This is a genomic window from Mycobacterium sp. UM_CSW (assembly GCF_000455205.1).
Taxonomy (GTDB): domain Bacteria; phylum Actinomycetota; class Actinomycetes; order Mycobacteriales; family Mycobacteriaceae; genus Mycobacterium.
Genome location: NZ_AUWQ01000011.1, coordinates 55,480 through 80,980 on the forward strand (window position 1 = coordinate 55,480; position 25,501 = coordinate 80,980).

Here is a 25,501-nt window from a genome sequence, read left to right on the forward strand (position 1 = left end):
TGGGGATGCGTTTGATCGACCACCGACGCAAACGCCGGCCCGGCCAGGACCCGCGTTTCGTCGTCGAGCGGCAGAGGCCGGCCAGCGACCACTACTACCTTCGCCTCGAGATCGATGGCGTGCTGGTCTCCTGGGCGATCCCCGACCACAGCCGGATTGCCGGCCGCACCGAGGACCTCCCGCTCGAAGCCGCCGAGCGCGACGTCGACGGCGACGGTGGCACCTATGTCAACGCGACGCCCTACGACATGGGCGAATGCCTTGAGCGCGGCCATCTTTCGTTCTTTCTGTGCGGCGAGTGGGTGCGCGGCTGGTACACGCTGACCCGCATCCGGGACGGCGATCACGAGACGTGGCTGCTGATCAGGCGCAAAGACGACGAGGACGCCGACACGCTGCGTCAGCCGGCGCTGACCGGCCATTCACTGGACGACGTGTCGTGACCGACGTCGCCGCCCTGCCCGCACCGGTGCGCGCGGCGCTGCACGACGAACCGGTGCCCGACTGGCGACCTCCCACGCTGGCCACGCTGACCGACCGGCGGTTCTCCGATCCGCAGTGGATATTCGAGCGCAAATTCGACGGGATGCGCTGCCTTGGCTTTCGCGACGGTGACCGGGTGCGGCTGCTGTCGCGAAATCGGCAGCCGCTCAACGGAACCTATCCCGAGCTCGTCGACGCGCTGGGCGCCCAGCGCACCACGCGGTTCGTGGTGGACGGCGAGGTGGTGGCGTTCGCCGGCCGACGCACCAGCTTCGAACGGTTGCAGGGCCGGCTGGGCATTACCGACCCCGAGGTGGCCCGCGCGTCACCGGTCCGCGTCTTCTACTACCTGTTCGACCTGCTGCACGTCGACGGCAAGTCGACCACCGATGTGCCGCAGCTGTGGCGAAAGAAACTGCTGCGCAAGGCGATTGACTTCGGTGATCCGCTGAGGTTCGCGGTGCATCGGGTCGAGGACGGGATCGGCGCCTACGAGGCGGCATGTAAACGCGGCGACGAGGGCGTGATCGCCAAGCGGACCGACGCCACGTACGAAGGCGGCCGGTCGAAGAACTGGCTGAAGTTCAAATGCGTTCGCGACCAGGAATTCGTCGTCGGCGGCTACACCAGCCCGAAGGGCAGCCGCATCGAGTTGGGGGCGCTGCTGCTCGGCTACCACGACGGTCGCGACCTGGTCTACGCCGGCAAGGTGGGAACCGGGTTCGACGAACCCACGCTCCGGAGCCTGCACGAGCGGCTGTCCCCCCTCGAGCAGGACGAGCCACCGTTCACTCGGGGCCTGGTGCGCGAGAACGGCGCCCACTGGGTGCGCCCCGAGCTGGTGGCCCAGATCGGGTTCGCCGAGTGGACCCGCGACGGCAAGCTGCGTCACCCGCGATACCAGGGGCTGCGCACCGACAAGGACGCGTCCGACGTGGTGCGGGAGACGCGGTGACGCCGCGCGTCGAGGTCACCCACCCGGACCGGGTGATGTTCCCCAAGGACGGCATCACCAAGGGCGAGCTGGTCGACTACTACGGCGAGGTGGCCGACGCGATGCTGCCGCACCTGCGGGACCGGGCGCTCACCGTGCAGCGGTTCCCACGAGGCATCGGCGAACAAGGTTGGGTGCAACAGGATTTCGCGGATTCGTTGCCCGACTGGATGGGCCGGGTGGAGGTCGGCAAAGAGGGCGGCACCGTGGTGCATCCCGTGGCGGAGCGCCCCGAGGCGCTGCGCTGGCTGGCCAACCAGAACTGCGTCACGCTGCACGTGTGGCAGTCGCGGCGGGACCGGCTGCACAAGCCCGACCGGCTGGTGTTCGACCTCGACCCCTCCGACAGCGACTTCGCGGTGGTGCGGGCGACGGCCCACGCGGCGGCCGGGGTCCTGGACGACCTCGGACTGGCGCGCTATGTGCAGACCACCGGGTCGCGCGGGTTGCACGTGGTGGTGCCGCTGCGTCCCGACACCGATTTCGACACCGTGCGCGAATTCGCCCGCGAGGTCGCCGAGGTGGTGGTGGCCGACGACCCCGCGCATCGCACCCTGGAAGCCCGCAAGGACAACCGCGGCGACCGCGTGTACCTCGACATCATGCGAAACGCCTACGCGCAGACGGCGGTTGCACCGTATTCGGTGCGGGCCCGGGCGGGCGCGCCGGTGGCGACCCCGCTGGAGTGGGACGAGCTGGACATGCGGGGCCTGCGGGCGGACCGATTCACCATCCGCGATCTCCCCAAACGGCTTGCCGGGCAGGGCGATCCGTGGGCCGGCATGTACCGGCACGCTCGCTCGCTGAAGGGTCCCGCGCAGCGGGTGGCCAAGCTTCGTGCCTGAACTGCCCGACGTGGAGGGCTTTCGGCGCGAGCTGGCCGACGCGCTGCCCGGCCGGCGGATCCGGGGCGTGCAGGTCCGCGATCCGGGCATCCTGCGAAACACCACCGCCGACGCGCTCGGCCGTCGGCTCGACGGCCGCCGCTTCGATCGCCCACGCCGGCACGGCAAGTGGCTGATGCTGCCGACGGACGGCCCGACGCTGCTGGTGCACAGCGGGATGACCGGGCATCCGTACTACGCCGCCGACGGCGCCGAGCGCGAGCCATACGAGCGGCTGGTGATCGCGCTGGATCGCGGCGAACTGCGCTATGTCGACCTGCGCAAGCTGCGCGGGGTGTGGCTGGCCGACGACGACGAGGACGTCGTGCACGTGACGGGCCCGCAGGGCCCCGACGCGCTGGGCCTCGGCCTGCCGGCGTTCCGCGAGGCGCTGCGCGGCCGGTCCGGGCGGCTGAAGCCGACGCTGATGGACCAGGCGGTGATCGCGGGCCTCGGCAACCTGCTCACCGACGAGATCTGCTGGCGGGCCCGGATCGCGCCGGCCCGCCCCATCCCACAACTCGAGGCCGACGACGTCAAGCGCCTGCACGCCGCGATGACGCAGGTGCTGCGCACGGCGGTGCCGCACGGTCGGGTGCCCGGCCTGCCGCGGTGGCTCACCCGGGTTCGCGACGACCCCGACCCGTCCTGTCCACGCTGCGGCACCCGCCTCGCGCGGGCAAAGGTCGCCGGACGGACGTCGTTGTGGTGCCCGCGCTGTCAGGCCGGGTAATCTCGGCTGCTATGAGCCCCAGCAACCACCGATGGATGGCAATCACTGCCTTGACCGTCATCGCGGCCGGGTCCCAGCTAAGCCCGGCAACCGCGCGAGCGGACTTGCACAACATCACCTACCGCGCCCGGATCGACGCGCTGACCACCGGCAGTCAGGCCATTTTCGTGATCAATGGCAACCGGGCGAACAGCACCAACCTTCCGTCGATGCCGGGCAACGTGTTCGAGGCCAACACGGTGTTGCCCGATCCGCAGCAGGCCGGAATGCAGATCGTGCTGCATTTCCCCTACTCGGCGAATGTGCACTGCGAGATCGACGTGGACGACAACGTTTTCACGCAGCTCGATCAGTTCGTCAGACCAACGCCCGGTAATTCCGATCCCAAGAACGGCATGCTGCAGTGCGGCGCGCCCATACCCGCCTAACCGCGGGAATTACATCCGCCACACAAGCCTCTCCGCCGAACCATTGCCCGTTGTGTCCACCTCGTAGCGACAAGCGGATTAGTCGCTATGAGGTGGACATGACGCGTACCACCTCCCCCGGAGGCGCGTGGGGCTGTTGTGAAAGTTGGCGCTAGGGCTGCCATCCGGTTGAGTCGGCCCACTTCCAGGCCCGCCGGTAGGCCTCGGCAAACCATGGTTCCTTGGCGTCGACATAGCGCGAGATGTCACCGCCCGCGGCCTGTTCGGCCTTGAGCTTGACGGCCAGGTAGTCGGCGCGGGCGCCGACGTCGGCCCGCAGCCAGGCTACGAACAACAGGGCGAATTGCTGTCCCGGCCAGCCTTCCACCCTGACGTGCACATTGGTTGGCCGGCCGGGGTCAGCGGAGGCGTGAATCCGCTTGTGCCACAGGCCGGGATCGTCGCTGTGGTCGTAGCGCTCGACGGTGCTGCGCGCGTCGGTCCGGGCGGTGTCCTCGGTGATGTGCTCCAAGCGCGGGTAGCCGGCCGCCAACAACGGTTCGGCGAGTTCGTCGGCGACCGCGAGCGATTCGACGGTGATCTGCATGTCGATCACGTCCTTGGCGTCCAAGGCGGGCAGCGCGGTGGAGCCGATGTGGTCGACGCGAATTGCCCGGTGGCCGCACGCGGTCTGCAGCCGACCCGCGATCCGCCGCGCCTGGTCCGGCCAGCTCGGGTCGGCCGGCACGAGACGCACGGGCGCCTTTGCGATCTGGCGCGCGCTCAGGTTGTGGGCGAACGGCAGGATGCGGTCGTTCCAGACGTCGCGGGCCCGCTGCGCCAGCTCCTCCGGGCTGCCCGAGTTGTCCAGCCAGACATCGGCGACGGCGCGGCGCTGCTCGTCGTCGGCCTGCGCGGCGATCCGCGCGCGGGCGTCGTCCTCGGGCATGCCGCGTTGGTCGACCAGCCGTCGCACCCGCACCTCGACGTCGGCGTGCACGACCACGACGAGCGGGAACAGCGGCGCCATCCCCGACTCCACCAACAGCGGAATGTCCTCGACGACAACCGAATCCGCGGGCACCGACGCGATGATCTCGGAACGCCGCTTGCCCACCAGCGGATGCACGATCCCGTTGAGCTTCTGGCGCGCCTCGTCGTCACGAAAGGCCTTGGCGGCCAACGCGGGACGATCGAGCGACCCGTCGGGCGACAGGATGTCGTCGCCGAACGCCTCGACGAGCGCCTTCAGGCCCTCGGTGCCCGGCTCGACCACCTCGCGCGCGATGACGTCCCCGTCGACGATGACGGCACCGCACTTCGCAAAGGTCGACGAGACTGCCGACTTGCCGGCGCCGATGCCACCGGTCAACCCGATGCGCAGCATCCCTGAACGCCGCTAGGCGTTGCCGGCGAGCTTTTCCCGCAGGGCCGCCAACTGGGCGTCGCTGGCGAGCGATCCACCCGCCGCCTTCTCCGACGACGCGCCGTTGCCCGGCGCCGAGTCGCCGGCGGTGTGGGCGGCCGACTCGGCCGCGGCGAACTTCTCCATCTGCGCGGTGTGCATCTTGTGCCGGCGCTCCGCCTCGGCGTAGCGCGCCTCCCATTCGTTGCGCTGCGCGTCGAACCCCTCGAGCCATTCGTTGGTCTCGGAGTCGAAGCCCTCGGGGAAGATGTAGTTGCCCTGCTCGTCGTAGCTGTCGGCCATGCCGTACTTCGCCGGGTCGAATTCCTCGGTGTAGTCCTCGTTGGCCTGCTTGAGCGACAACGAGATTCGGCGGCGCTCCAGGTCGATGTCGATGACCTTGACCATCGCGTCGTCGCCGACGGCGACCACCTGGTCGGGCACCTCGACGTGCCGCTCGGCCAGCTCGGAGATGTGCACCAGGCCCTCGATGCCCTCCTCGACGCGGACGAACGCGCCGAACGGAACCAGCTTGGTGACCTTGCCGGGCACGATCTGGCCGATGGCGTGCGTGCGGGCGAAGTGGCGCCACGGGTCTTCCTGGGTCGCCTTGAGCGACAACGAAACCCGCTCGCGGTCCATGTCGACGTCGAGCACCTCGACGGTGACCTCGTCGCCGACCTGCACCACCTCGGACGGGTGGTCGATGTGCTTCCAGGACAGCTCGGAGACGTGCACCAGGCCGTCCACCCCACCGAGGTCGACGAACGCGCCGAAGTTGACGATGGACGAGACCACACCCTTGCGGATGCTGCCCTTCTGCAGCTGGTTGAGGAACTCGCTGCGCACCTCGGACTGGGTCTGCTCGAGCCAGGCCCGGCGGGACAGCACCACGTTGTTGCGGTTCTTGTCCAGCTCGATGATCTTGGCCTCGATCTCCTTGCCGATGTACGGCTGCAGGTCGCGGACGCGGCGCATCTCGACGAGCGAGGCGGGCAGGAAGCCGCGCAATCCGATGTCGAGGATCAGGCCGCCCTTGACGACCTCGATGACGGTGCCCTTGACGGCCTCGTCCTTCTCCTTGAGCGCCTCGATGGTGCCCCAGGCGCGCTCGTACTGTGCGCGCTTCTTGGACAGGATCAGCCGGCCCTCTTTGTCCTCTTTGGTGAGAACCAGGGCTTCGACCTCATCGCCGACGGAAACGACCTCGTTGGGGTCGACGTCGTGCTTGATGGAGAGCTCGCGGGCGGGGATGACCCCTTCGGTCTTGTAGCCGATGTCGAGGAGCACCTCGTCCCGGTCAACTTTGACGATCGTGCCCTCGACGATGTCGCCATCGTTGAAGTACTTGATCGTTTTGTCTATTGCGGCGAGAAAATCCTCGCTCGAGCCAATGTCGTTGACGGCTACTTGCGGCGAGGTGACGGCGGGACTCGGCATGTTGTTGGGTTGCTCCGGACAGGTTGGGTCGTAGGGACAAAATGGATTTACCTGTTGAGGCTACTCGACAGGGCACTAGCTGGACAAACTCGGCCGCCACCAAGGCGACGCAAATGTAACGCCACGGCGAATTTTCGGCCGAATTTTCGCCCTCAACGTTACACCGGGCGGGCCTTAGTGCGCGGCCGTGTCCGATCGCCGCGCTAGTGCGCGGCCGCATCCCAGCTGCGGCCGTAGCCGACCGAGACCTCGAGCGGGACGTCGAGCGGGTAGGCGCCGCCCATCTTCTCGCGCGCCAGCGCCTCAAGGACCTCTCGCTCACCAGGCGCGACTTCGAACAACAGTTCGTCGTGCACCTGCAGCAGCATCCGGGAAGCCAGCCCGGCCTGCTTGATGGCCTTGTCGACCTCGATCATGGCGACCTTGATGATGTCGGCCGCGCTGCCCTGGATGGGCGCGTTGAGCGCGGCCCGCTCGGCGGCCTCCCGGACCTGGCGATTGCTGCTGTCCAGCTCGGGCAGGTAGCGGCGGCGGCCCAGCACCGTGGAGGTGTAGCCGTCCTTACGCGCCTGCTCCACGACGTCCATCAGGTAGTCACGCACGCCTCCGAACCGGGCGAAGTAGGCGTCCATCTGGTCCTTGGCTTCCTCGGTGGAGATCTTCAATTGCTGCGACAGCCCGTAGGCGCTCAAGCCGTAGGCCAGCCCGTACGACATCGCCTTGACCCGCCGGCGCAGCTCGGCGGTGACCTCCTCGATCGGCACGCCGAACGCTCGGGATGCGACGAACGAGTGCAGGTCCTCCCCGGTGTTGAACGCCTCGATCAGGCCTTCGTCCCGCGACAGGTGCGCCATGATCCGCATCTCGATCTGGCTGTAGTCCGCCGTCATCAGCTCGGCATAGCCCTTGCCGACGACGAACCCGTCCCGGATCTGCCGGCCTTCCTCGGTGCGGATCGGGATGTTCTGCAGGTTGGGCTCCGTCGACGACAGCCGGCCGGTCGCCGCGATGGTCTGGTTAAACGTGGTGTGGATGCGCCCGTCGGCGGCGACCGAGTTCAGCAGCCCGTCGACGGTGACCTTGAGCCGGGTGACGTCGCGGTGGGCCAGCAGGTGCTGCAGGAACGGGTGCCCGGTCTTGTCGAACAGCGACTGCAGGGCGTCGGCGTCGGTGGTGTAGCCCGTCTTGGTCCGCTTGGTCTTCGGCATCCCGAGCTCGTCGAACAGCACCACCTGCAACTGCTTGGGCGAGCCCAGGTTGATCTGCTTGCCGATCACGGCGTCGGCCGCCTCGGCGGCGTCGCGGATCTGGTCGGCGAACTGGCTCTGCAGCTCGCCCAGCAGGCGCAGATCGACGGCGATGCCGGCACTTTCCATTTCGGCCAGCACGTGCTGCACCGGCAGCTCCATCTCGCCCAGCAGCGCGGTGGAGTCGATGCGATCCAGCTCGGCGTCCAGCGCGTCGGCGAGGTCGACGACGGCCCGGGCCCGCAGGATCAAGGTCGCGACGGCCTGCTCGTCCACCCCCTCCATGTCGTCGAGCAACGAAAGCTGTTGCTGCTCAGGGGTTTCCGCGCGCAGTTCGCGGCGCAGGTAGCGCAGCGACAGGTCGTCGAGGGTGAAGCTGCGCTGCCCGGGGCGCACCAGGTAGGCGGCCAGCGCGGTGTCGGAGGTGACGCCGTTCAACGTCCAGCCGCGGCCCGCCAGGTCGTGGATGGCGAGCTTGGCCTCGTGCAGCGCTTTGGGTTTCGAGGGGTCGGCCAGCCAGGCCGCCAGCGCGGCGTCGTCGTCGGGGGTCAGCGTCGCGGTGTCGATGTAGGCGCCGTCGCCGTCGGCGGCGGCGATGCCCAGCCCGGTGGCGTCCCCGCCGTGCGGCAGGTGGGTGCCCGCGACGGCCAGCCCCGCCCGGCGCCCGTCGCCGGCGTGCGCGGCCAGCCATTGCCCGACGGTGCCGGGCTCGAGCGCGTCGCCGCGCACGTCGAAGCCCTCGTCGACCTCGGGCTCGACGGCGACCAGGGTCTCGAACAGCCGGTCGCGCAGCACCCGGAACTCCAGGTCGTCGAACAGCCGGTGGATCTGGTCGCGGTCCCAGGGCTGCAGCCGCAGCGTGTCCGGGGTTTGGGCCAGCGGCACGTCTTTGACGAGATCGGTGAGCTCGCGGTTGCGGATGACGCTGGCCAAGTTGGCGCGCAGCGCGTCGCCCACCTTGCCGCGGACCGAGTCGACGTTGTCGACCAGCGCCTGCAGGGAGCCGTATTCGGCGATCCACTTCGAGGCGGTCTTCTCCCCCACCCCGGGAATGCCGGGCAGGTTGTCGCTGGGATCACCGCGCAGCGCCGCGAAGTCGGGGTACTGCCGCGGGGTCAGCCCGTACTTTTCCACGACGGCCTCGGGCGTGAAGCGGGTCAGTTCGCTGACGCCCTTGCGCGGATACAGCACCGTGACGTCGTCACTGACGAGTTGCAGGGAGTCGCGATCACCGCTGACCACCAGCACGCGGTAGCCCTCGTTCTCGGCCTGGGTGGCCAGCGTCGCGATGAGGTCGTCGGCCTCGAATCCCGGCTCCGAGAGCACCGTGATGCCCAGCGCGTTGAGCACTTCCTTGGTGATGTCGATCTGGCCGTGGAATTCGTCCGGCGTCGACGATCGGTTGGCCTTGTACTCGGGGTATCGCTCGGAGCGGAAAGTCTGCCGCGACACGTCGAACGCCGCGGCGATGTGCGTCGGCGCCTCGTCGCGCAGCAGGTTGATCAGCATGGCGGTGAAGCCGTAGACCGCGTTCGTGGTCAGCCCGCCGCGGGTCTTGAAGTTCTCGGCCGGCAGCGCGTAGAACGCCCGGAACGCCAGCGAATTGCCGTCCAGCAGCATCAGAGTCGGCTTGATTTGGTCCTCGGTGGCGAGGGCTGCGGAATCTGCCTTGTCGCCGGCGGTCCTTGCTGGGCTCACGGCCCTAACTCTAGGCATCCCTCATGACATCAAGTCAGCGGCCGCTCGGCGCCCACGTCGTACTCGGAAACCGACGCGCGAACGATCGAACCCTGTTGTTCATCGCTGGGCCCGGCGCCGCGGAATGCATCGACGGCCGCCCGCGACTCCCAGCGTTCGAAGATGTCGATGCGACTCGGATCGAGCAGGTCGGCGCTGATCGCGAAGTCGAGGCAGCCCGGGGTTCGGCGGGCTTGCTGCACCACTGCCCTACATCCGGTCAGATAACTGTCTCGCCGAAGTGGCTCCACGACAAGGTAACCCGCGACGATCACCATTTGACGCTCCTTTCGTTGCATCAAAGCTCTGCCCGATTTGACCGTCGACACCCGCCAAAGTCATCGGTGCAACGCCGCGGCGGAACTGCAACACGTTTCAGTTTTGTATTGGGGCTGGGTAGTCTGGCCGGGTGCCCGAGGTCACCAGCCAACAACCCGCGATCGACGGATGGTTCGCCACCGACGACGCCGGTAATGCCCATTTGATCGGCAGCAAGTGCCCCGAGTGCGGCACGTATGTCTTCCCGCCGCGCGAGAACAACTGCCCCAACCCGGCGTGCGCCAGCGACACGCTGGAGCCGGTCGCGTTGTCGACCCGGGGGACGCTGTGGAGCTATACCGAGAACCGGTATCCGCCGCCGGCGCCCTACCCCGCCCCGGACCCCTTCGAGCCGTTCGCCATCGCGGCGGTGGAGCTGGCCGAGGAGGGGCTGATCGTGCTGGGCAAGGTCGTCGAGGGCACGCTGGCCGAGGATTTGAAGGTCGGCATGGAGATGGAGCTGACCACGATGCCGTTGTACACCGACGACGACGGCGTGCAGCGCCTCGTCCATGCGTGGAGGATCTCGTCATGAGCCCTGAACCGCTGTACATCCTCGGCGCCGGCATGCACCCCTGGGGAAAGTGGGGCCGCGACTTCACCGAATACGGCGTGGTCGCGGCGCGCGCCGCCCTGGCCGAGGCCGGCCTGGACTGGCGGCAGATCCAGCTCGTCGCCGGGGCAGACACCATCCGCAACGGCTATCCGGGTTTCATCGCCGGGTCGACGTTCGCGCAGAAGCTGGGCTGGAATGGGGTCCCTGTCAGCTCCAGCTACGCCGCGTGCGCCAGCGGTTCGCAGGCGCTGCAAAGCGCCCGGGCGCAGATCCTGGCCGGCTTCTGCGACGTCGCGCTGGTGATCGGCGCCGACACCACCCCGAAGGGCGCCTTCGCCCCCGTCGGCGGCGAGCGCAAGAACGACCCGGACTGGCAGCGGTTCCACCTCATCGGGGCGATGAACCCGGTCTACTTCGCGCTGCTCGCCCGGCGCCGGATGGACCTCTACGGCGCCACGCCCGAGGACTTCGCACAGGTCAAGGTGAAGAACTCCCGGCACGGCCTGCAGAACCCAAATGCCCGCTACCGCAAGGAATCCTCGGTCGACGACGTGTTTGCCAGCCCCGTGGTGGCCGACCCGCTGCGGCAGCTCGACATCTGCGCCACGTCCGACGGCGCCGCCGCGCTGATCGTGGCCAGCGCCGAATTCGCCCGCAAGCACCTCGGCTCGCTCGACGGCGTCCCGTCGGTGCGCGCGGTCAGCACCGTGACGCCTCGCTACCCGCAGCACCTGCCCGAATTGCCCGATATCGCAACGGATTCCACCGCGGCGGTGCCCGCGCCGGAGCGGGTGTTCAAGGACCAGATCCTCGACGCCGCGTACGCCGAGGCGGGCATCGGACCCGAAGACGTCAGCCTGGCCGAGGTCTATGACCTGTCCACCGCGCTGGAGCTCGACTGGTACGAACACCTGGGCCTGTGCGCCAAGGGCGAGGCCGAGGCGCTGCTGCGCAGCGGCGCCACCACCATCGGCGGCAAGGTCCCGGTCAACCCGTCCGGCGGGCTGGCGTGCTTCGGGGAGGCCATTCCCGCCCAGGCGATCGCGCAGGTCTGCGAGTTGACCTGGCAGCTGCGCGGCCAGGCCACCGGCCGGCAGGTGGAGGGCGCGACCGTCGGCGTCACGGCCAACCAGGGCCTGTTCGGCCACGGCTCGTCGGTGATCGTCGCCCGCTAGTTCGGTCCGTTTGCGCCGAGACTGCAACAAGAGCGTCGAATCCGCCCAAATTCGCGATCTGAGCGCAGTCTCGGCGCGGTTGGCCGTCGCGTGTGAACTGACGGTTTTCGGTGTGTACTCAGGGCGGGATTTGAGCGGTTTTATCGCCCTGGATACCCACGCAAAGCCGTCACCGCACACTCAAGGCGCGGCGCTACTCCGAAGCGGCGTCCTTCTTCTCGTCGCCCAGGGTCTCGAGCACCACCTCGGCTACCCGCTTCATGGTGGTCCGCCGGTCCATGGCCGCGCGCTGGATCCACTTGAACGCCTCGGGCTCGGTCATGCCCTGCTTGGTCTGCAGCAGGCCCTTGGCGCGCTCGACGAGCTTGCGGGTCTCCAGCCGGTCGGACAGCGTCGCCACTTCGCGTTCCAGCTCGGTGATCTCGGCGAACCGGCTGACCGCCAATTCGATGGCCGGGATCAGGTCGCTGATCGTGAACGGCTTAACCAGGTAGGCCATCGCGCCGGCGTCGCGGGCGCGCTCCACCAGGTCGCGCTGGCTGAACGCGGTCAGCACCACGATCGGCGCGATGCGCTTACTGGCTATCTCCGAGGCCGCGTCGATGCCGTCGCGGCGTGGCATCTTCACGTCCATGATCACCAGGTCGGGCTTATGCCGCTCGGCCAGCTCGACGGCCTCCTGGCCGTCGCCCGCCTCGCCGACGATCTCGTAGCCCTCCTCTCGGAGCATCTCGGCCAGGTCCAGCCGGATGAGCGCTTCGTCTTCCGCGATCAGGACCCGGCGCGGCACAGCGGCGTCGGTGTCGGTCTTGGGGCCTGTCATGACGGACATTGTGTCGTGCACCCCCGCCACCAGCGAACTCGGGGGCGGTGAGAACAGATCGGCGCACCGATCCTCTATGGTGGGAGGCTGCCCAGCCCTCGTATCCCAACTGGCAGAGGAAACGGACTCAAAACCCGTCCAGTGTGGGTTCGAATCCCACCGAGGGCACTCCTCTCAAATGCTGTACACCATCGGCCACGGCGCCAAAACCGCCGACGAACTGACCGCAGCGCTTCTCAGGCACGCCATCACGCTGCTGGTCGACGTGCGCAGTTTCCCGGGCTCGCGGCGCAACCCCGACGTGTCCAAGGACGCGATGCCGGGCTGGCTGAACGCCGCTGGGATCGCCTATCGCCACGAACCGGATCTCGGTGGGCGACGCAAGCCGCCGGCCACCCGGCTACCGCGCGACCAGTGGTGGGAGAACCCGGCGTTCGCCAACTACGCAGCGCATACCCGCACGCCGGAGTTCCGGGCGGCATACCAGCGGTTGCTGCACGACGCCGAGGCCGGCGACGTGGCCATCATGTGCGGCGAGCCGACCTGGTGGCGCTGTCACCGGCGCATAATCGCCGACCTGGCCACCCGCGACGGGCACCCGGTGCGGCACATCATGCCCAACGGCTCGCTGGCGCCACACCCGCTATCGGACTGGCTCATCGCCGATGTTGACCGGGCACCCGACAAATGACGAGGTCGACGGTTAGGCTTTGAGCGTGGGCGCGAAGAAATGCGGAGCCCCACCCCGGTCAGAAGGCTCGTCGAACAGCCCGGACTGCGTCGCCGCGGTGCGGGCGCAGACGCGCGACCGCAATCAGCACTACGCCGCCAGCGCCGCGCGCCGGGGCCGGATCCTCATGATCACCTCGTGGCTGGCCGTGATGGTCAGCGTCAGCTTCGTGCTGGTGCAGATCGCGACCGATTCCTGGACCTGGCAGGTCAGCTCGATCAACATCGCCGGCGCCATGATCTTCGCGATGGTGCCTTGGCTGCAGCGATTCGGGGAACTGGTTGCGCCGCTTACCTTTATCGGCGCCGCCTACGTCTCCATCTTCGCCAGCTGCCTGGACGTCGGCACGGGTTCCGGATCACAGTTCTTCTTCCTGGTCGGCGCCTGCATCGTGGTGCTGCTGCTGGGGATCGAACGCATCGTGTTGGCGTCGGCGCTGGCGGCCATCGCCGCCGGCCTGATCATCGCGGTGGAATTCCTGGTCCCGCGCAACACCGGCTTGCAGCCGGCATGGGCGACGTCGACGGGCTTCGTCGTCACCGCCGTCTCCAGCGTCGTGATGGTGGTCGTGACGGTGTGGTTCGCGCTGCGCGACACCGCCCGCGCCGAGGCGGTCATGGAAGCCCAGTACGAACGCTCCGAGACGCTGCTGGAAAACATGTTGCCCGCCAGCATCGCCGAGCGCCTCAAGGAACCCGACCGCAGCGTCATCGCCGACAAGTACGACGACGCCTCGGTGCTGTTCGCCGACATCGTCGGGTTTACCGAGCGCGCCAGCAGCACGCCGCCCGCCGACCTGGTGCGTTTCCTCGACCGCCTCTACGGCGCGTTCGACGCCCTCGTCGACAAGCACGGCCTGGAGAAGATCAAAGTCAGCGGCGACTCGTACATGGTGGTCAGCGGCGTGCCGCGGTCACGGCCGGACCATTCCCGTGCCCTGGCGGATTTCGCGCTCGACATGGCCAATGTCGCAGCGGCACTGAGGGATCCGCACGGTGAGCCGATTCCACTGCGGGTGGGCATGGCCTGCGGGCCGGTGGTCGCCGGTGTCGTCGGCTCGCGCCGGTTCTTCTACGACGTGTGGGGCGACGCGGTCAACGTCGCCTCCCGGATGGAATCCACCGACTCGGTGGGCCGCATCCAGGTGCCCGAGGCGATGTACGAGCGCCTCAAAGACGAGTTCGTGCTGCAGGAGCGAGGCAGCATCGAGGTCAAGGGCAAGGGCCCGATGCGGACTTGGTATCTGATCGGGCGCAAGGCAACCGAGGAGCCCACTGACCTGTCCGCCGAGGAACCGCGCACCGCGCGCGTCTGAGCCGAAAGTCCCTATCCCCCGGTCCGCGGTTTGTGCCAGACTTCGGCCATGCAAACCACGCCTGGAACCGTCCCTGTCCCAAGCTTGTTGCCGCACTTGTGGAAATCCACGCTGGTCTCCGGAATCCTGTCGATCATCGTCGGCGCCGTGATCCTGGCCTGGCCCGGAATCTCCATTCTCGCTGCCGCGGTCGCGTTCGGCATCTATCTGTTGATCACCGGCGCAGCGCAGGTCGTTTTCGCGTTCAGCCTGCACGTCTCGGCGGGAAGCCGGATCTTGTTGTTCATCAGCGGCGCGGCGTCACTCATCCTGGCGGTCTTGGCATTTCGTCATTTCGGTCAGGGATACGCAGTCCTGTTGCTGGCCATCTGGATTGGCATCGGGTTCATCTTCCGCGGGGTGGCCACGACGGTCTCGGCAATCAGCGATCCGGTGCTACCGGGGCGGGCCTGGTCGATCTTCATCGGCGTGATCAGCCTGCTCGCCGGAATCGTCGTCCTGGCGTCGCCGTTCGACTCGATCGTCACCCTGGCGATCGTGGTCGGCGTCTGGTTCGTGGTAATCGGCGTTTTCGAGATCGTGTCGTCATTCGGCATCCGCAAGGCTTCCAAAGAACTGGGGCGTGGCGCCAGCGCCACATAACTACTACACTGCGTCGTAGATACCCGCAGTAGGGAGATGACAGATGAATGTCGTCGATATTTCGCGGTGGCAGTTCGGTATCACCACCGTGTACCACTTCATCTTCGTGCCGCTCACCATCGGCTTGGCTCCCCTGCTAGCCGTCATGCAGACGGTGTGGGTGGCAACCGGCAACACCGCCTGGTACCGGCTGACCAAGTTCTTCGGCAAGCTGTTCCTGATCAACTTCGCCATCGGCGTAGCCACCGGCATCGTCCAGGAATTTCAGTTCGGGATGAACTGGAGCGAGTACTCGCGCTTCGTCGGCGACATCTTCGGCGCCCCGCTTGCGATGGAGGGTCTGTTCGCCTTCTTCTTCGAATCCACCTTCATCGGGTTGTGGATCTTCGGCTGGAGCCGGCTGCCGCGGCTGCTACACCTGGCCTGCATCTGGATCGTCGCGATCAGTGTCAACGTGTCCGCGTTCTTCATCATCGTGGCGAACTCGTTCATGCAGCACCCGGTCGGCGCGCACTACAACCCGACGACGCACCGCGCCGAGCTGAACAGCATCTTCGCGCTGCTGTCCAATAACACCGCGCTGGCAGCGTTTTCGCACACGGTGACAGGGGCGCTGCTAACCGCCGGAACTTTCGTCGCCGCCGTCAGCGCGTGGTGGCTGATCCGTTCGCGCAATCCGGCATCCGCCCTTTCCGAAGCCGACGCCCGCAACGTGTTTCGCCCCGCGGCCATCCTGGGCTGCTGGGTGGTGCTGCTCGCCGCAGTCGGGCTGTTCTTCACCGGGGACCGCCAGGGCAAGCTGATGTTCGTTCAGCAGCCGATGAAGATGGCGTCTGCGGAATCGTTGTGCAGCACCGAATCCGATCCGAACTTCTCGATCCTGACCGTCGGCACCCACAACAACTGCGACAGCATCACCCGCGTGATCGAGGTGCCGTACGTGTTGCCGTTCCTGGCCGAGGGCAAGACCAGCGGTGTCACGTTGCAAGGTGTGCGCAACATCCAGCAGGACTTCGAGCACCGATTCGGGCCGAACGATTACCGGCCCAACCTTTTCGTCACATATTGGTCATTCCGCGCGATGATCGGATTCCTCGCCATTCCGGTGCTGTTCGCGCTCGCGACGTTGTGGTTCACCCGCGGCGACCGGGCGCCCAACCAGCGCTGGTTCTCGTGGTTTGCGCTGCTGACCATTCCAACGCCGTTCCTGGCCAACATCTCCGGGTGGGTGTTCACCGAAATGGGCCGCCAGCCCTGGATCGTCGTCCCGAACCCGACCGGCGATCAACAGGTGAGGTTCACCGTTCACGAAGCCGTCTCCAACCACGCTCCCGGAATGGTGGTCACATCCCTGGTGACCTTCACGCTGGTCTACGCGGTGCTCGCGGTCATCTGGTTCTACCTGCTCAGGCGCTACGTCGCTGCGGGCCCACAGGAACACGACGCCGAACCGGCACCGCCCCAAGCGCCCAGCGAGGACGACGTGGCGCCACTTTCGTTCGCGTACTAAGGAGCTGACCGGTGGCATTGCAACAGTTGTGGTTCGGCATCATCGGGATGCTGTTCCTCGGTTTCTTCATCCTTGAGGGCTTCGACTTCGGCGTGGGCATGCTGATGGAACCGTTCGCCCGCTTCGGCGTTGGCGACCCGGAGCTACATCGCCGCACGGCGCTCAACACCATCGGGCCGGTGTGGGACGGCAACGAGGTCTGGCTGATCACGGCCGGCGCGGCGATGTTCGCCGCCTTTCCCGGCTGGTATGCCACCGTGTTCTCCACGCTGTACCTGCCGCTGCTGGCGATCCTGTTCGGCATGATCGTGCGCTCCGTGTCGATCGAATGGCGCGGCAAGATCGACGACACGAAATGGCGCCGCTGGGCCGATTTCGGGATCGCCGCCGGGTCGTGGCTGCCCGCCATCCTGTGGGGCGTTGCCTTCGCCATCCTGGTCCGCGGGCTGCCGGTGGACGCAGCCGGCCAGGTCAACCCGTCGATCACCGATGTGCTCAACCCTTACACGCTGCTGGGCGGCCTGGCCACCGCCGGGCTGTTCCTGCAGTACGGCGCGGTGTTCGTCGGGTTGAAGACCTCGGGCACCATCCGGGACGAAGCGCACCGGTTCGCGGTGTGGTTGTCGTTGCCGGCCACGGGACTGGTTGCGGCCTTTGGGCTTTGGACGCAGCTGGCGCACGGCAAGGGCTGGACCTGGATCGTGCTGGGGGTCGCGGTCGTCGCCCAGCTGGCGGCCGTGCTGCTGGTGTGGCGGCGCGCGTCGGAGGGCTGGGCCTTCGCCAGTACCGCCCTGGTGGTGGCGGCCGTGGTGATTCTGTTGTTCGGCTCGTTGTACCCGAACCTGGTGCCCTCGACGCTGAACAGCCAGTGGAGCGTGACGATCTACAACGCCTCGTCGACCCCCTACACCCTGAAGATCATGACCTGGGTGACGGCGATCATGGCTCCGCTGACGGTCGTATACCAGGCATGGACGTATTGGGTGTTCCGGCAACGGATCTCGTCCGAGCGGATACCGGCCCCCGTCGGCCTGGCGAGGCGTGCGTCCTGAGCGCAACCGCATCACGAGCGCCGCTGGACCCGCGGCTGTGGCGGGCGTCGACCGCGTTGCGGCGCTACCTGGTCGCCGCGGTGGCTTGCGGGGTGGTGATCTCCGGCTGCGCGATCGGCTCGGCGATCGTCCTGGCCGGCGTCGTGGCCCGCGTCGTCGGCGATCACCCGGCACGTGGCTTGCGCGCCTGGCTGGGTCCCCTGTCAATCCTGTTGGCGCTGTGGGTCCTTCGCACGGTGACGCACTGGCTGCAGGCCCGATTGGGGCAGCGCGGGGCCGGCGCGGTCATCGCCGACCTCAACGGGCAGGTGCTGGCCGCAGTGACCGCCCGGCAACCGGCAGAACTCGCCGCGCAGCGCGATGCCGCCGCCGTCGTGGTGACGCGCGGCCTCGACGGGTTGCGGCCCTACTTCACCGGATACCTGCCCACCTTGCTGCTCGCCGCGATCTTGACCCCGGCGACCGTCGCCGTGATCGCGCTCTACGACCCGAAATCGATGGTGATCGTGGTGATCACCCTGCCGCTGATACCGGTCTTCATGGTGCTGATCGGGCTCGCGACCGCCGACCGATCGGCCGCGGCGCTGGAGGCCATGACGACCCTGCAGGCCCGGCTGCTGGACCTGATCGCCGGCATCCCGACGCTGCGCGCGCTGGGCCGGGGCCGCGGCCCGGAACACCGGATCGCCGAACTGGCTGCCGCCCACCGACGTTCGGCGATGGCGACACTGCGGATCGCCTTCCTGTCGGCGCTGGTGCTCGAATTGCTGGCCACACTCGGTGTGGCCCTGATCGCGGTCGGCATCGGCCTTCGCCTGCTGTTCGGCGAGATGACCCTGACCACCGGCCTGACCGTGCTGCTGCTGGCGCCCGACGTCTACTGGCCACTTCGACGCATCGGCGTGGAATTCCATGCCGCGCAGGAGGGCAGGACCGCCGCCGACAAGGCGTTCGCCCTCATCGGCGAGCCCGCCGACACGACGGTGCGAAGCCAGACGGTGGGCGCCCGGGGCAAGCAGATCCGCATCGAGGACCTCAGCGTGCTGGGCCGCGACGGCCACGCGCCCCGCGACCTGACCGCGGTGCTCGAGCCCGGTGCGGTCACGGTGCTGACCGGGCACAACGGCGCCGGCAAGAGCACCACGCTGCAGGTGGTCGCCGGCCTCACCGCGCCGTCCGCCGGCCGGATCACCGTGGCCGGGGTCGACGTCGCCGACCTGGACCGCGCCGCGTGGTGGCGACAGCTATCTTGGCTGCCGCAGCGGCCGGTCCTCGTCCCGGGCACCGTGCGGGAGAACCTGAACCTGCTGGGAATGCTCGACGACCTCGACGAGGCCTGCGCCGCATCGGGTTTCGATGCGGTGCTGGCCGACCTGCCCGACGGGATGGATAGCGTGCTCGGCCGCGGCGGCGTCGGGTTGTCGCTGGGCCAGCGCCAACGGCTCGGCCTGGCCCGGGCGCTCGGCTCGGGGGCCCCCGTGCTGCTGCTCGACGAGCCGACCGCGCACCTGGACGCGCGCACCGAACGGCTTGTGCTGCGGGCAATCGTCGAGCGCGCGCGCTCCGGTGCGACGGTGGTGGTCGTCGGGCACCGCGAACCCGTCGTCGCCATCGGTGACCGGGTCGTCGAGGTGGCCGCCGACGCGGAGGTCCGCCATGCCGCGGTCTGATCTCCTCCTCGCCACCGCCGGCCTGTTGCGCCCGCGGGTGCCGCGAATGCTCGCGGCCGTCGGGCTGGGCGTGCTGTCACTGGGCAGCGCCCTTGCGCTGGCGGGGGTTTCGGCCTGGCTGATCACGCGGGCCTGGCAGATGCCGCCCGTGGTGGACCTGTCGGTTGCCGTCGTGGCCGTGCGCACGTTCGCGATCTCGCGGGGCGTGCTGCACTACTGCGAGCGGCTGGCCACCCACGACACCGCGCTGCGGGCGGCCGGGACTGCGCGGGCGCAGATCTATCACCGGCTCGCACGTGGCCCCGCGGCGGCCGCCGTCCGGCTGCACAGCGGTGAGCTGGTGGCCAGGGTGGGCTCCGACGTCGACGAGCTGGCCAACGTGCTGGTGCGCGCGGTGGTGCCGATTTCCGTCGCCGCGGTGCTCGCGCTGGCGGCGACGGCGGTCGTCGCGGCCATCTCGCTGCCGGCCGCGGCGGTGCTGGCGGCGTGCCTGCTGATCGCCGGCTACGTTGCGCCACGGCTAGCGGGCAAGGCCGCCGCGACGCAGGAAGAGGTTGCCCGCCAACACCATTCCGACCGTGATACGTCGGCGATGGTCGCCCTCGAACACGCCCCGGAGCTGCGCGTCGCGGGCGCCCTGCCCGGCGTCATCGCCGATGCGCAACGCCGCCACCGCGCCTGGGCCGACGCCCTCGACGCCGCGGCGCGACCGGCGGCCATCGCCGAGGCGATGCCTACGGCGGCGATCGGGGCCAGCGTGCTGGGCGCGGTGGTGGCCGGGATCGGGTTGGCGCACACGGTCGCGCCCACCACGTTGGCCGTCCTGATGTTGTTGCCGCTGTCCGCGTTCGAGGCGACGACGGCGCTGCCGACCGCCGCCGTCCAGCTGACCCGGTCGCGGATCGCGGCACGCCGCCTGCTCGACCTGGCTCCCCCGGACCAACCCAAGGATGGCGGCGAGCCGGTGCCCGCCCGCACCGGCGCCCTGGAAGCCGATGTCAGTTACGGCCACCCGAACGCGGTCCGGCTCACCCGGGTGGAGCTCGGGCTGCCGCCGGGCGCCCGGCTGGCCGTCACGGGCCCCAGTGGTTCGGGCAAGACGACGTTGCTGATGACGCTGGCCGGGCTGCTCCCCCCGCTCGACGGGCGAGTGCTGCTGGGCGGCACCGACATCGCCCGCTTCGACGAAGACGAATTGCACAGGGCGGTGAGCTTTTTCGCCGAGGACGCGCACGTCTTCGCCACTACCGTCCGGGACAACCTGCTGGTCGCCCGCGGGGACTGCCGCGACGAGGAACTGACCGCGGCGCTCGAGGCGGTCGGCCTCGGCGGCTGGCTCGCCGGGCTGCCCGACGGCCTGTCCACTGTGTTGACCGGTGGCGCGCAGGCGCTTTCGGCCGGTCAGCGCCGACGGCTGTTGTTGGCCCGCGCCATGATCTCACCCGCCCGGATCGTGTTGCTCGACGAGCCCACCGAGCACCTCGACGCGGCCGACGCCGAACGGGTCCTGCGAGATCTGTTGGGCCCGAATGGCCTCATGTCCGCCGACCGGACGGTGGTGGTGGCTACTCACCACTTGCCCAACGGGATTGGCTGTCGCGAGCTGTCACTTACAGGTGTCGCCGGCGCGGCGTGAACTCCAGCGTCAACAACACGAACACCAACTGGACCAGCTGGGTCATCGAGATCACCGCGTACCGCCGCGCGTCCATCGCGTGGAACTTGCGCACGTAGCGGTACAGCGATTCGAGCGCGATCAGCGGGTCGAGCACGTGGATCAACCGGTAGAATACCCGCTGCACCCGGCCGCGGTCCTTGTCTTCGAAGATTTCCGGGAATGCCGCGAACGACAGCGATACGCGTTGCGCGCCAGCTTCTTTCGCAGCCATGATCATGTCGACGCTGAGCCGTTCGTCGATGCCGTTGGGGGCCCCGCGGCGACGCCACGGCACATCGAGGCTGACGTCGCTGCCGCCGCCGGCGGTCGCGTACCGATGGAAGCCCTGCACCCGCCCCGATGCGTCGCGGGCGATGATCAGCTGTATCCCGGGGAACCGGCCCTCCAGCACGCCATCGAGGTTCATGTAGAAGCCGCGGTCGGCGTGGGCCCCGCTGGGTGACGCGCGCACCACGTCGGTCAGCTCGGCGAGCAGCTTGTCGTCGAGCTCCTGCTCGGCCACGATCTCGGTGGTAATGCCGCAGTTGTGGGTGCGCTTCACGGCCTGCCGCAGATTGCGGAACTTGCGTCCCACCATCTCGAAACTCGCCACGTCGACGACGACGTCGCGGCCGATCGGTATGGCGCGCAACTTCCGTCCAATGACCACGGGGTCGCGCCACAGGTCGAGTCGCCGCTCGCTGCAACCCACCACCGCGATCCGCCAACCGTGGGCGTGGCACATAGCGGCGAAGTCGGCGACCAACTCGGGGAACTTCTTCTCGTTCCCGACGGGGTCCCCGCCGACCGCCGCGTATCCCAGCCGGGTCCGGTACGCGAGCGCGGCGGTGCCGTCCGCGGTGAAGTGGTAGCACTTGCCCGTCTGCATGGCGAACGGTGCCAGCGGGTCGTCGGCGCTGGCATTGATCAGCCCCCAAATGCGGGGCAGGTCTTCGGGTCGCGGGTGCGCCGTCGTCGGCCACATCAGCGCAACCCCGGAGCCGACGATCAGCAGGTCTCCGAGCAGGTCGAAGGACAGCACGTGTGCGCCGAGGCCCGCCACCACGAAAATCGCGGCGACGACGGCATGCACGGCCGTCACCGGACGACCCAGGAAGATCCCGCGTGCGATGAACGCCACCGCGCCCAGAACCGTCAGCGACCAGCCCAGTCGGTCGGCGTAATGCCAGTACGGCTGTTCGTGATGCCGGGCCAATATGACGATCAGCCAGCCCGCGGCGCAGAGCAGGGCCAACGCCCCGATCCAGCGGGCCGCCAGCGAATCGACGTGGACGACAACGCGTTCCCGCGCGCGCGACTTGGCCGCGACGTCGACCGGTCCGTCCACTGTCACCTCCCGATGCGAAAGTCCAGCTCGGGCGGCTTGTTTCCACCCCTCGCACCGAATACCCGGCTGATTGGAACTTACGCCCGATCGCGGCCCTGGTGGGCGTAAATCTGGCCGTTTTCCTGCGGGTATGCCGTACTGTGACCTGTCTATCGTCCGGAGGCCGGGAAATATAACAGCACGCCCTCCTGCACCACCGTGGCGACGACCTGCCCGGAGCGGTCGAAGAAATGGCCGGTGCCGAGCCCGCGGGAATCCGCGGCCACCGGCGAGGACGTCGAGTACAGCACCCAGTTGTTGAAATCGACCTGTCGGTGGAACCACACCGAATGGTTGGCGGACGCCGCGAAGATGCGGTCAAAGCCCCAGGACAGCCCGTGCGTGGTGATGGCCGAGTCCAGCACCGTGGTGTCCGAGGAGAACAACATGGTCGCGGTGTGCAGCACCGGGTCGTCGGGCAACGCACCCAGCGCCTTCATCCAGACTCTGTTGTGCGGCAGCCGCTCGCCCTTGTCGCGCATAACCCACGAGGGATCGTTGGTGAAGCGCCATTCGATCGGCTGCAGGGCATTGACGAAGTGCGGCACGATCTTTTCGTAGCCGCGCAACAGCTCGGCGAGCGACGGCTGCGCGTGCGGCGAGGCGACCTGCGGCGGGTCGACGCCGTGCTCGAGGCCGGGGCCGCCCGACATGTAGGAGATCAGCGCCGTGGACAGCAGGATCCCGTCCTGCACGGCGTCGACGCGCCGGTTGGCGAAGCGCCGCTCGTCGCGCAGGCGGGTCACGTGGAATTCGATGTCCTTCGTGATGTCGCCGCCGTTGATGAAGTGCACCGAGAGCGCGCTGGGCGGCAGGTCGTCCAGAGCCAGCGTGCGGCTGCTGGCGACGAACGACTGCGCCATGAGCTGGCCGCCGAACGTGCGCATCGGGTTCTTGCTGGGATGGGAGCCGACGAACTGATTTTCGGAGATGCAGTTCAGATCGAGCAGGGCTAGCAGTTCCTCGAAATCGTTGCCAGCCGGCACGGGCACTCCTCAGCTCCTTAGACGTCGTCCTCCCCGATCCGGTGCACATGGATCAGGTTGGTCGAGCCTACTGTGCCCGGCGGCGCGCCGGCGACGATGACCACCAGGTCGCCGCGCTTGTAGCGACCGAGCTCGAGCAGCGACTTGTCGACCTGGCGGATCATGCCGTCGGTCGAGGTCATCATCGGGACGATGAACGTCTCGGTACCCCAGGTCATCGCGAGTTGGCTGCGCACCTCGGGCCACGCGGTGAAGGCGAGCAGCGGCAGCGGGGTGTGCAGCCGCGCCAACCGCTTCACGGTGTCGCCGGATTGGGTGAATGCGACAAGCGCCTTGGCGTCCAGGCGCTCGCCGATGTCGCGGGCGGCGTAGGAGATCACTCCCCGCTTGGTGCGCGGCACGTGCGCCAACGGCGGGGCGGCGGTGGAATTCTCCTCCACCGCGCAGATGATGCGCGCCATCGTGCGGACCGCCGCCAGCGGATACTTGCCCACCGACGTCTCGCCGGACAGCATCACTGCGTCGGTGCCGTCGAGCACGGCGTTGGCGACGTCGGACGCCTCGGCGCGGGTGGGGCGCGAGCTTTCGATCATCGAGTCCAGCATCTGGGTCGCCACGATGACGGGTTTGGCGTTCTCCCTGGCGATCTGGATGGCCCGCTTCTGCACCAGCGGCACCTCTTCCAGCGGCAGCTCGACGCCCAGGTCGCCGCGGGCCACCATGATGGCGTCGAAGGCCAGCACGATGGCTTCCAGGTTGTCGACGGCCTCGGGCTTCTCCAGCTTGGCGATCACCGGTACCCGCCGCCCGATCTGATCCATTACCTCGTGCACCAGTTCGACGTCGGACGGCGAGCGCACGAACGACAGCGCGACCAGGTCGACGCCCAGGTTCAGCGCGAACGTCAGATCCTCGATGTCCTTCTCGGACAAGGCGGGGGCGGAGACGTTCATGCCGGGCAGCGAGATGCCCTTGTTATTGCTGACCGGGCCGCCCTCGACGACGGTGCAGACGACGTCGTCGCCGTCAATGGCGTCGACGACGAGGCCCACCTTGCCGTCGTCGATCAGGACGCGGTCACCGACCTTGGCGTCCTGGGCCAACTTCTTGTAGGTGGTCGAGACCCGGTCGTGGGTGCCTTCGCAGTCCGCGACGGTGATCCGGACCGTTTCCCCGTCGGCCCAGAACGTCGATCCCGTCGCGAAGCGCCCGAGCCTGATCTTCGGGCCCTGCAGGTCGGCGAGCACGCCGACCGCGCGCCCGGTGGTGTCCGAGGCGGCCCGTACGCGGTCGTAGGCAGCCTTGTGGTCGGCGTAATCGCCGTGGCTGAAGTTCATTCGGGCGACGTCCATTCCGGCCTCCACCAGCGCCAGAATCATCTCGTCCGAGTTGGTTGCAGGGCCAAGGGTGCAGACGATCTTCCCGCGTCTACTCACGGCGACCCAGCATAGTCGTGCTAGGCGATCGCAGCCCGAGTTAACCGACTCGACGGACTGCGGCTACCCGCTGAGGACGGTCGGCACCAACGGGAAACCCGGAAGATTGCGCAGTACCGTCCAGGCGATCGCCGCGACCACGACGGTCACCACCGCCGGCATCGGCAGGACCGACCGGCCGTTGCGGCGGCGAAGCAGGATCCATCCGGCCAGCATCGGGATACCGAACAGCAGGAAGACGTTGTCGTTGATGGTGGCCATCAGGTCACCGTGCAGCAGGTCGTGCGTCATGCGCAGGCCACCGCAGAGGGGGCAATTCCAGCCGGTGAGCCACTTGAACGGGCACAGCGGATACACCGAATTCACGTTGTGTGGGTCGACCAGGCCGACATAGCCGAGCGCGCCGGCCAGCAACACCCCGGTGCCCGCCGCGACGGCGGTCCGGTGACGGTGCGTGGTCTCCGGCACGCCCGATGAGGAATCAGGTGCCATCGCGCAGCGGGCGTCCCTGTGAGTCGGGGACGTTGCCGGTCAACATCAGAATCGCGTCGACGATCGGCCAGATCAGTCCGATTCCACAGGTGAGCCAGCCCACCAGCAGCTGTGCGACGCCGATCCCGATGTCACCGATGTAGAAGCGCCCGATGCCGCCGACGCCGATCAGGCTGAGCAGCTGCAGCAGGCCCGCGACGGTTTTTGATTTGTCCGAAAACGGTTGCCCGGTCACCGGATGCCGGCCATAGGGCGCCGACGGGTCGTAGTAAGGGCCAGCCGCGGGATATTGCGGGTACTGCGGCGGATATCCGGGCTGATATCCCGGCTGCTGCGGCGGCGGGCCCGACGGGGTGGCGTCGTTCGCGCCGTTCCGAGGCCGGTCAGTCACGTTTTCAGCATGCCAGATCCGGTGCCCGCCC

The 25,501-nt window shown here is 68.2% G+C and carries 22 protein-coding genes, 1 tRNA gene and 2 pseudogenes; 15 read left to right on the forward strand and 10 right to left on the reverse strand.

Going from position 1 to position 25,501, the window contains the following annotated elements; translation table 11 throughout:
- Positions 1-5 precede the first annotated feature (5 nt).
- From N415_RS04485 to N415_RS04505, 5 genes are read left to right on the forward strand one after another with little or no spacing between them, the layout of a single operon-like run.
- Positions 6-443 carry a hypothetical protein gene (locus N415_RS04485; protein WP_081665074.1) on the forward strand — a complete coding sequence of 146 codons (438 nt, stop codon included), beginning with the start codon at positions 6-8 and terminating at the stop codon, positions 441-443.
- Complete coding sequence (gene ligD / locus N415_RS04490; protein ID WP_068177579.1) at positions 440-1,438, forward strand: non-homologous end-joining DNA ligase; 999 nt, start codon at positions 440-442, stop codon at positions 1,436-1,438. Before N415_RS04485 ends, ligD (N415_RS04490) begins: the two co-directional genes overlap by 4 nt.
- Positions 1,435-2,322, forward strand: coding sequence for a non-homologous end-joining DNA ligase (gene ligD / locus N415_RS04495; protein ID WP_081665063.1), 888 nt, complete (start codon positions 1,435-1,437; stop codon positions 2,320-2,322). Before ligD (N415_RS04490) ends, ligD (N415_RS04495) begins: the two co-directional genes overlap by 4 nt.
- Positions 2,315-3,094 carry a DNA-formamidopyrimidine glycosylase family protein gene (locus N415_RS04500; protein ID WP_068177581.1) on the forward strand — a complete coding sequence of 260 codons (780 nt, stop codon included), beginning with the start codon at positions 2,315-2,317 and terminating at the stop codon, positions 3,092-3,094. The genes ligD (N415_RS04495) and N415_RS04500 overlap by 8 nt, the downstream gene beginning before the upstream one ends.
- A gap of 11 nt (positions 3,095-3,105) precedes the next feature.
- Complete coding sequence (locus N415_RS04505; RefSeq protein WP_068128808.1) at positions 3,106-3,522, forward strand: hypothetical protein; 417 nt, start codon at positions 3,106-3,108, stop codon at positions 3,520-3,522.
- A gap of 151 nt (positions 3,523-3,673) precedes the next feature.
- Here the strand turns inward: N415_RS04505 and coaE are convergent, their stop codons facing one another.
- From coaE to N415_RS04525, 4 genes are all read right to left on the reverse strand, one after another.
- Entirely contained in the window at positions 3,674-4,888 is a 1,215-nt protein-coding gene (coaE, locus tag N415_RS04510) for a dephospho-CoA kinase (protein ID WP_068177583.1), read from the reverse strand.
- Between the two features lie 12 nt (positions 4,889-4,900).
- A complete protein-coding gene (gene rpsA, locus N415_RS04515; protein ID WP_068107161.1) occupies positions 4,901-6,346 on the reverse strand; it encodes a 30S ribosomal protein S1 in 1,446 nt (481 codons plus the stop codon).
- A 203-nt stretch (positions 6,347-6,549) separates the two neighbouring features.
- Entirely contained in the window at positions 6,550-9,309 is a 2,760-nt protein-coding gene (gene polA, locus N415_RS04520) for a DNA polymerase I (RefSeq protein WP_068177585.1), read from the reverse strand.
- An 11-nt stretch (positions 9,310-9,320) separates the two neighbouring features.
- Positions 9,321-9,608, reverse strand: a complete 288-nt coding sequence (locus N415_RS04525; RefSeq protein ID WP_068177587.1) for an antibiotic biosynthesis monooxygenase — start codon at positions 9,606-9,608, stop codon at positions 9,321-9,323.
- A gap of 131 nt (positions 9,609-9,739) precedes the next feature.
- On the opposite strand from N415_RS04525, the gene N415_RS04530 reads away from it, so the two are divergent.
- On the forward strand, positions 9,740-10,183 hold the full coding sequence (locus N415_RS04530; protein WP_068177589.1) for a Zn-ribbon domain-containing OB-fold protein: 444 nt from the start codon (positions 9,740-9,742) through the stop codon (positions 10,181-10,183).
- Positions 10,180-11,379 carry a lipid-transfer protein gene (locus tag N415_RS04535; protein ID WP_068177743.1) on the forward strand — a complete coding sequence of 400 codons (1,200 nt, stop codon included), beginning with the start codon at positions 10,180-10,182 and terminating at the stop codon, positions 11,377-11,379. The genes N415_RS04530 and N415_RS04535 overlap by 4 nt, the downstream gene beginning before the upstream one ends.
- A 193-nt stretch (positions 11,380-11,572) precedes the next feature.
- On the opposite strand, the gene N415_RS04540 is transcribed toward N415_RS04535, so the two are convergent.
- Positions 11,573-12,202 (reverse strand): ANTAR domain-containing response regulator, encoded by a 630-nt coding sequence (locus tag N415_RS04540; protein WP_161630272.1) that lies wholly within the window; start codon positions 12,200-12,202, stop codon positions 11,573-11,575.
- Positions 12,203-12,296: 94 nt separating this feature from the next.
- Between N415_RS04540 and N415_RS04545 the strand changes: the two genes are divergently transcribed.
- The 8 genes and pseudogenes from N415_RS04545 to cydC all read left to right on the forward strand — a co-directional run bounded on the left by N415_RS04545 (position 12,297) and on the right by cydC (position 20,855).
- Positions 12,297-12,370, forward strand: a tRNA-Leu gene (locus N415_RS04545).
- Between the two features lie 10 nt (positions 12,371-12,380).
- Positions 12,381-12,893, forward strand: coding sequence for a DUF488 domain-containing protein (locus N415_RS04550; protein ID WP_068177592.1), 513 nt, complete (start codon positions 12,381-12,383; stop codon positions 12,891-12,893).
- A 25-nt stretch (positions 12,894-12,918) separates the two neighbouring features.
- Positions 12,919-14,247 (forward strand): adenylate/guanylate cyclase domain-containing protein, encoded by a 1,329-nt coding sequence (locus N415_RS04555; RefSeq protein WP_068177593.1) that lies wholly within the window; start codon positions 12,919-12,921, stop codon positions 14,245-14,247.
- A 30-nt stretch (positions 14,248-14,277) separates the two neighbouring features.
- Positions 14,278-14,889, forward strand: a complete 612-nt coding sequence (locus tag N415_RS04560; protein ID WP_152531240.1) for an HdeD family acid-resistance protein — start codon at positions 14,278-14,280, stop codon at positions 14,887-14,889.
- 43 nt (positions 14,890-14,932) lie between these two features.
- Entirely contained in the window at positions 14,933-16,399 is a 1,467-nt protein-coding gene (locus N415_RS04565; protein WP_068177598.1) for a cytochrome ubiquinol oxidase subunit I, read from the forward strand.
- A gap of 11 nt (positions 16,400-16,410) precedes the next feature.
- Positions 16,411-17,451: a cytochrome d ubiquinol oxidase subunit II gene (gene cydB, locus N415_RS04570; RefSeq protein ID WP_068177600.1), complete on the forward strand. Its 1,041-nt coding sequence runs from the start codon at positions 16,411-16,413 to the stop codon at positions 17,449-17,451.
- A 56-nt stretch (positions 17,452-17,507) separates the two neighbouring features.
- Entirely contained in the window at positions 17,508-19,121 is a 1,614-nt protein-coding gene (cydD, locus tag N415_RS04575; protein ID WP_068177601.1) for a thiol reductant ABC exporter subunit CydD, read from the forward strand.
- Positions 19,108-20,855 (forward strand): annotated as a pseudogene (gene cydC / locus N415_RS04580) (thiol reductant ABC exporter subunit CydC). Before cydD ends, cydC begins: the two are co-directional and overlap by 14 nt.
- On the opposite strand, the pseudogene N415_RS32520 reads toward cydC, so the two are convergent.
- The 5 genes and pseudogenes from N415_RS32520 to N415_RS04605 all read right to left on the reverse strand — a co-directional run.
- Positions 20,822-21,763 (reverse strand): annotated as a pseudogene (locus tag N415_RS32520) (phosphatidylglycerol lysyltransferase domain-containing protein); the annotation flags it as partial. The pseudogenes cydC and N415_RS32520 sit on opposite strands and share 34 nt — an antisense overlap.
- Before the next feature lie 512 nt (positions 21,764-22,275).
- Entirely contained in the window at positions 22,276-23,157 is an 882-nt protein-coding gene (locus N415_RS04590) for an acyl-CoA thioesterase II (protein WP_152531241.1), read from the reverse strand.
- An 11-nt stretch (positions 23,158-23,168) separates the two neighbouring features.
- The gene (gene pyk, locus N415_RS04595; RefSeq protein ID WP_068177610.1) at positions 23,169-24,587 is read right to left on the reverse strand and encodes a pyruvate kinase; all 1,419 of its coding nucleotides are present in this window, start codon (positions 24,585-24,587) and stop codon (positions 23,169-23,171) included.
- A 63-nt stretch (positions 24,588-24,650) separates the two neighbouring features.
- The gene (locus N415_RS04600) at positions 24,651-25,079 is read right to left on the reverse strand and encodes a DUF2752 domain-containing protein (RefSeq protein ID WP_152531242.1); all 429 of its coding nucleotides are present in this window, start codon (positions 25,077-25,079) and stop codon (positions 24,651-24,653) included.
- The gene (locus tag N415_RS04605; protein ID WP_068177612.1) at positions 25,069-25,470 is read right to left on the reverse strand and encodes a TM2 domain-containing protein; all 402 of its coding nucleotides are present in this window, start codon (positions 25,468-25,470) and stop codon (positions 25,069-25,071) included. Before N415_RS04605 ends, N415_RS04600 begins: the two co-directional genes overlap by 11 nt.
- Positions 25,471-25,501: the final 31 nt, after the last annotated feature.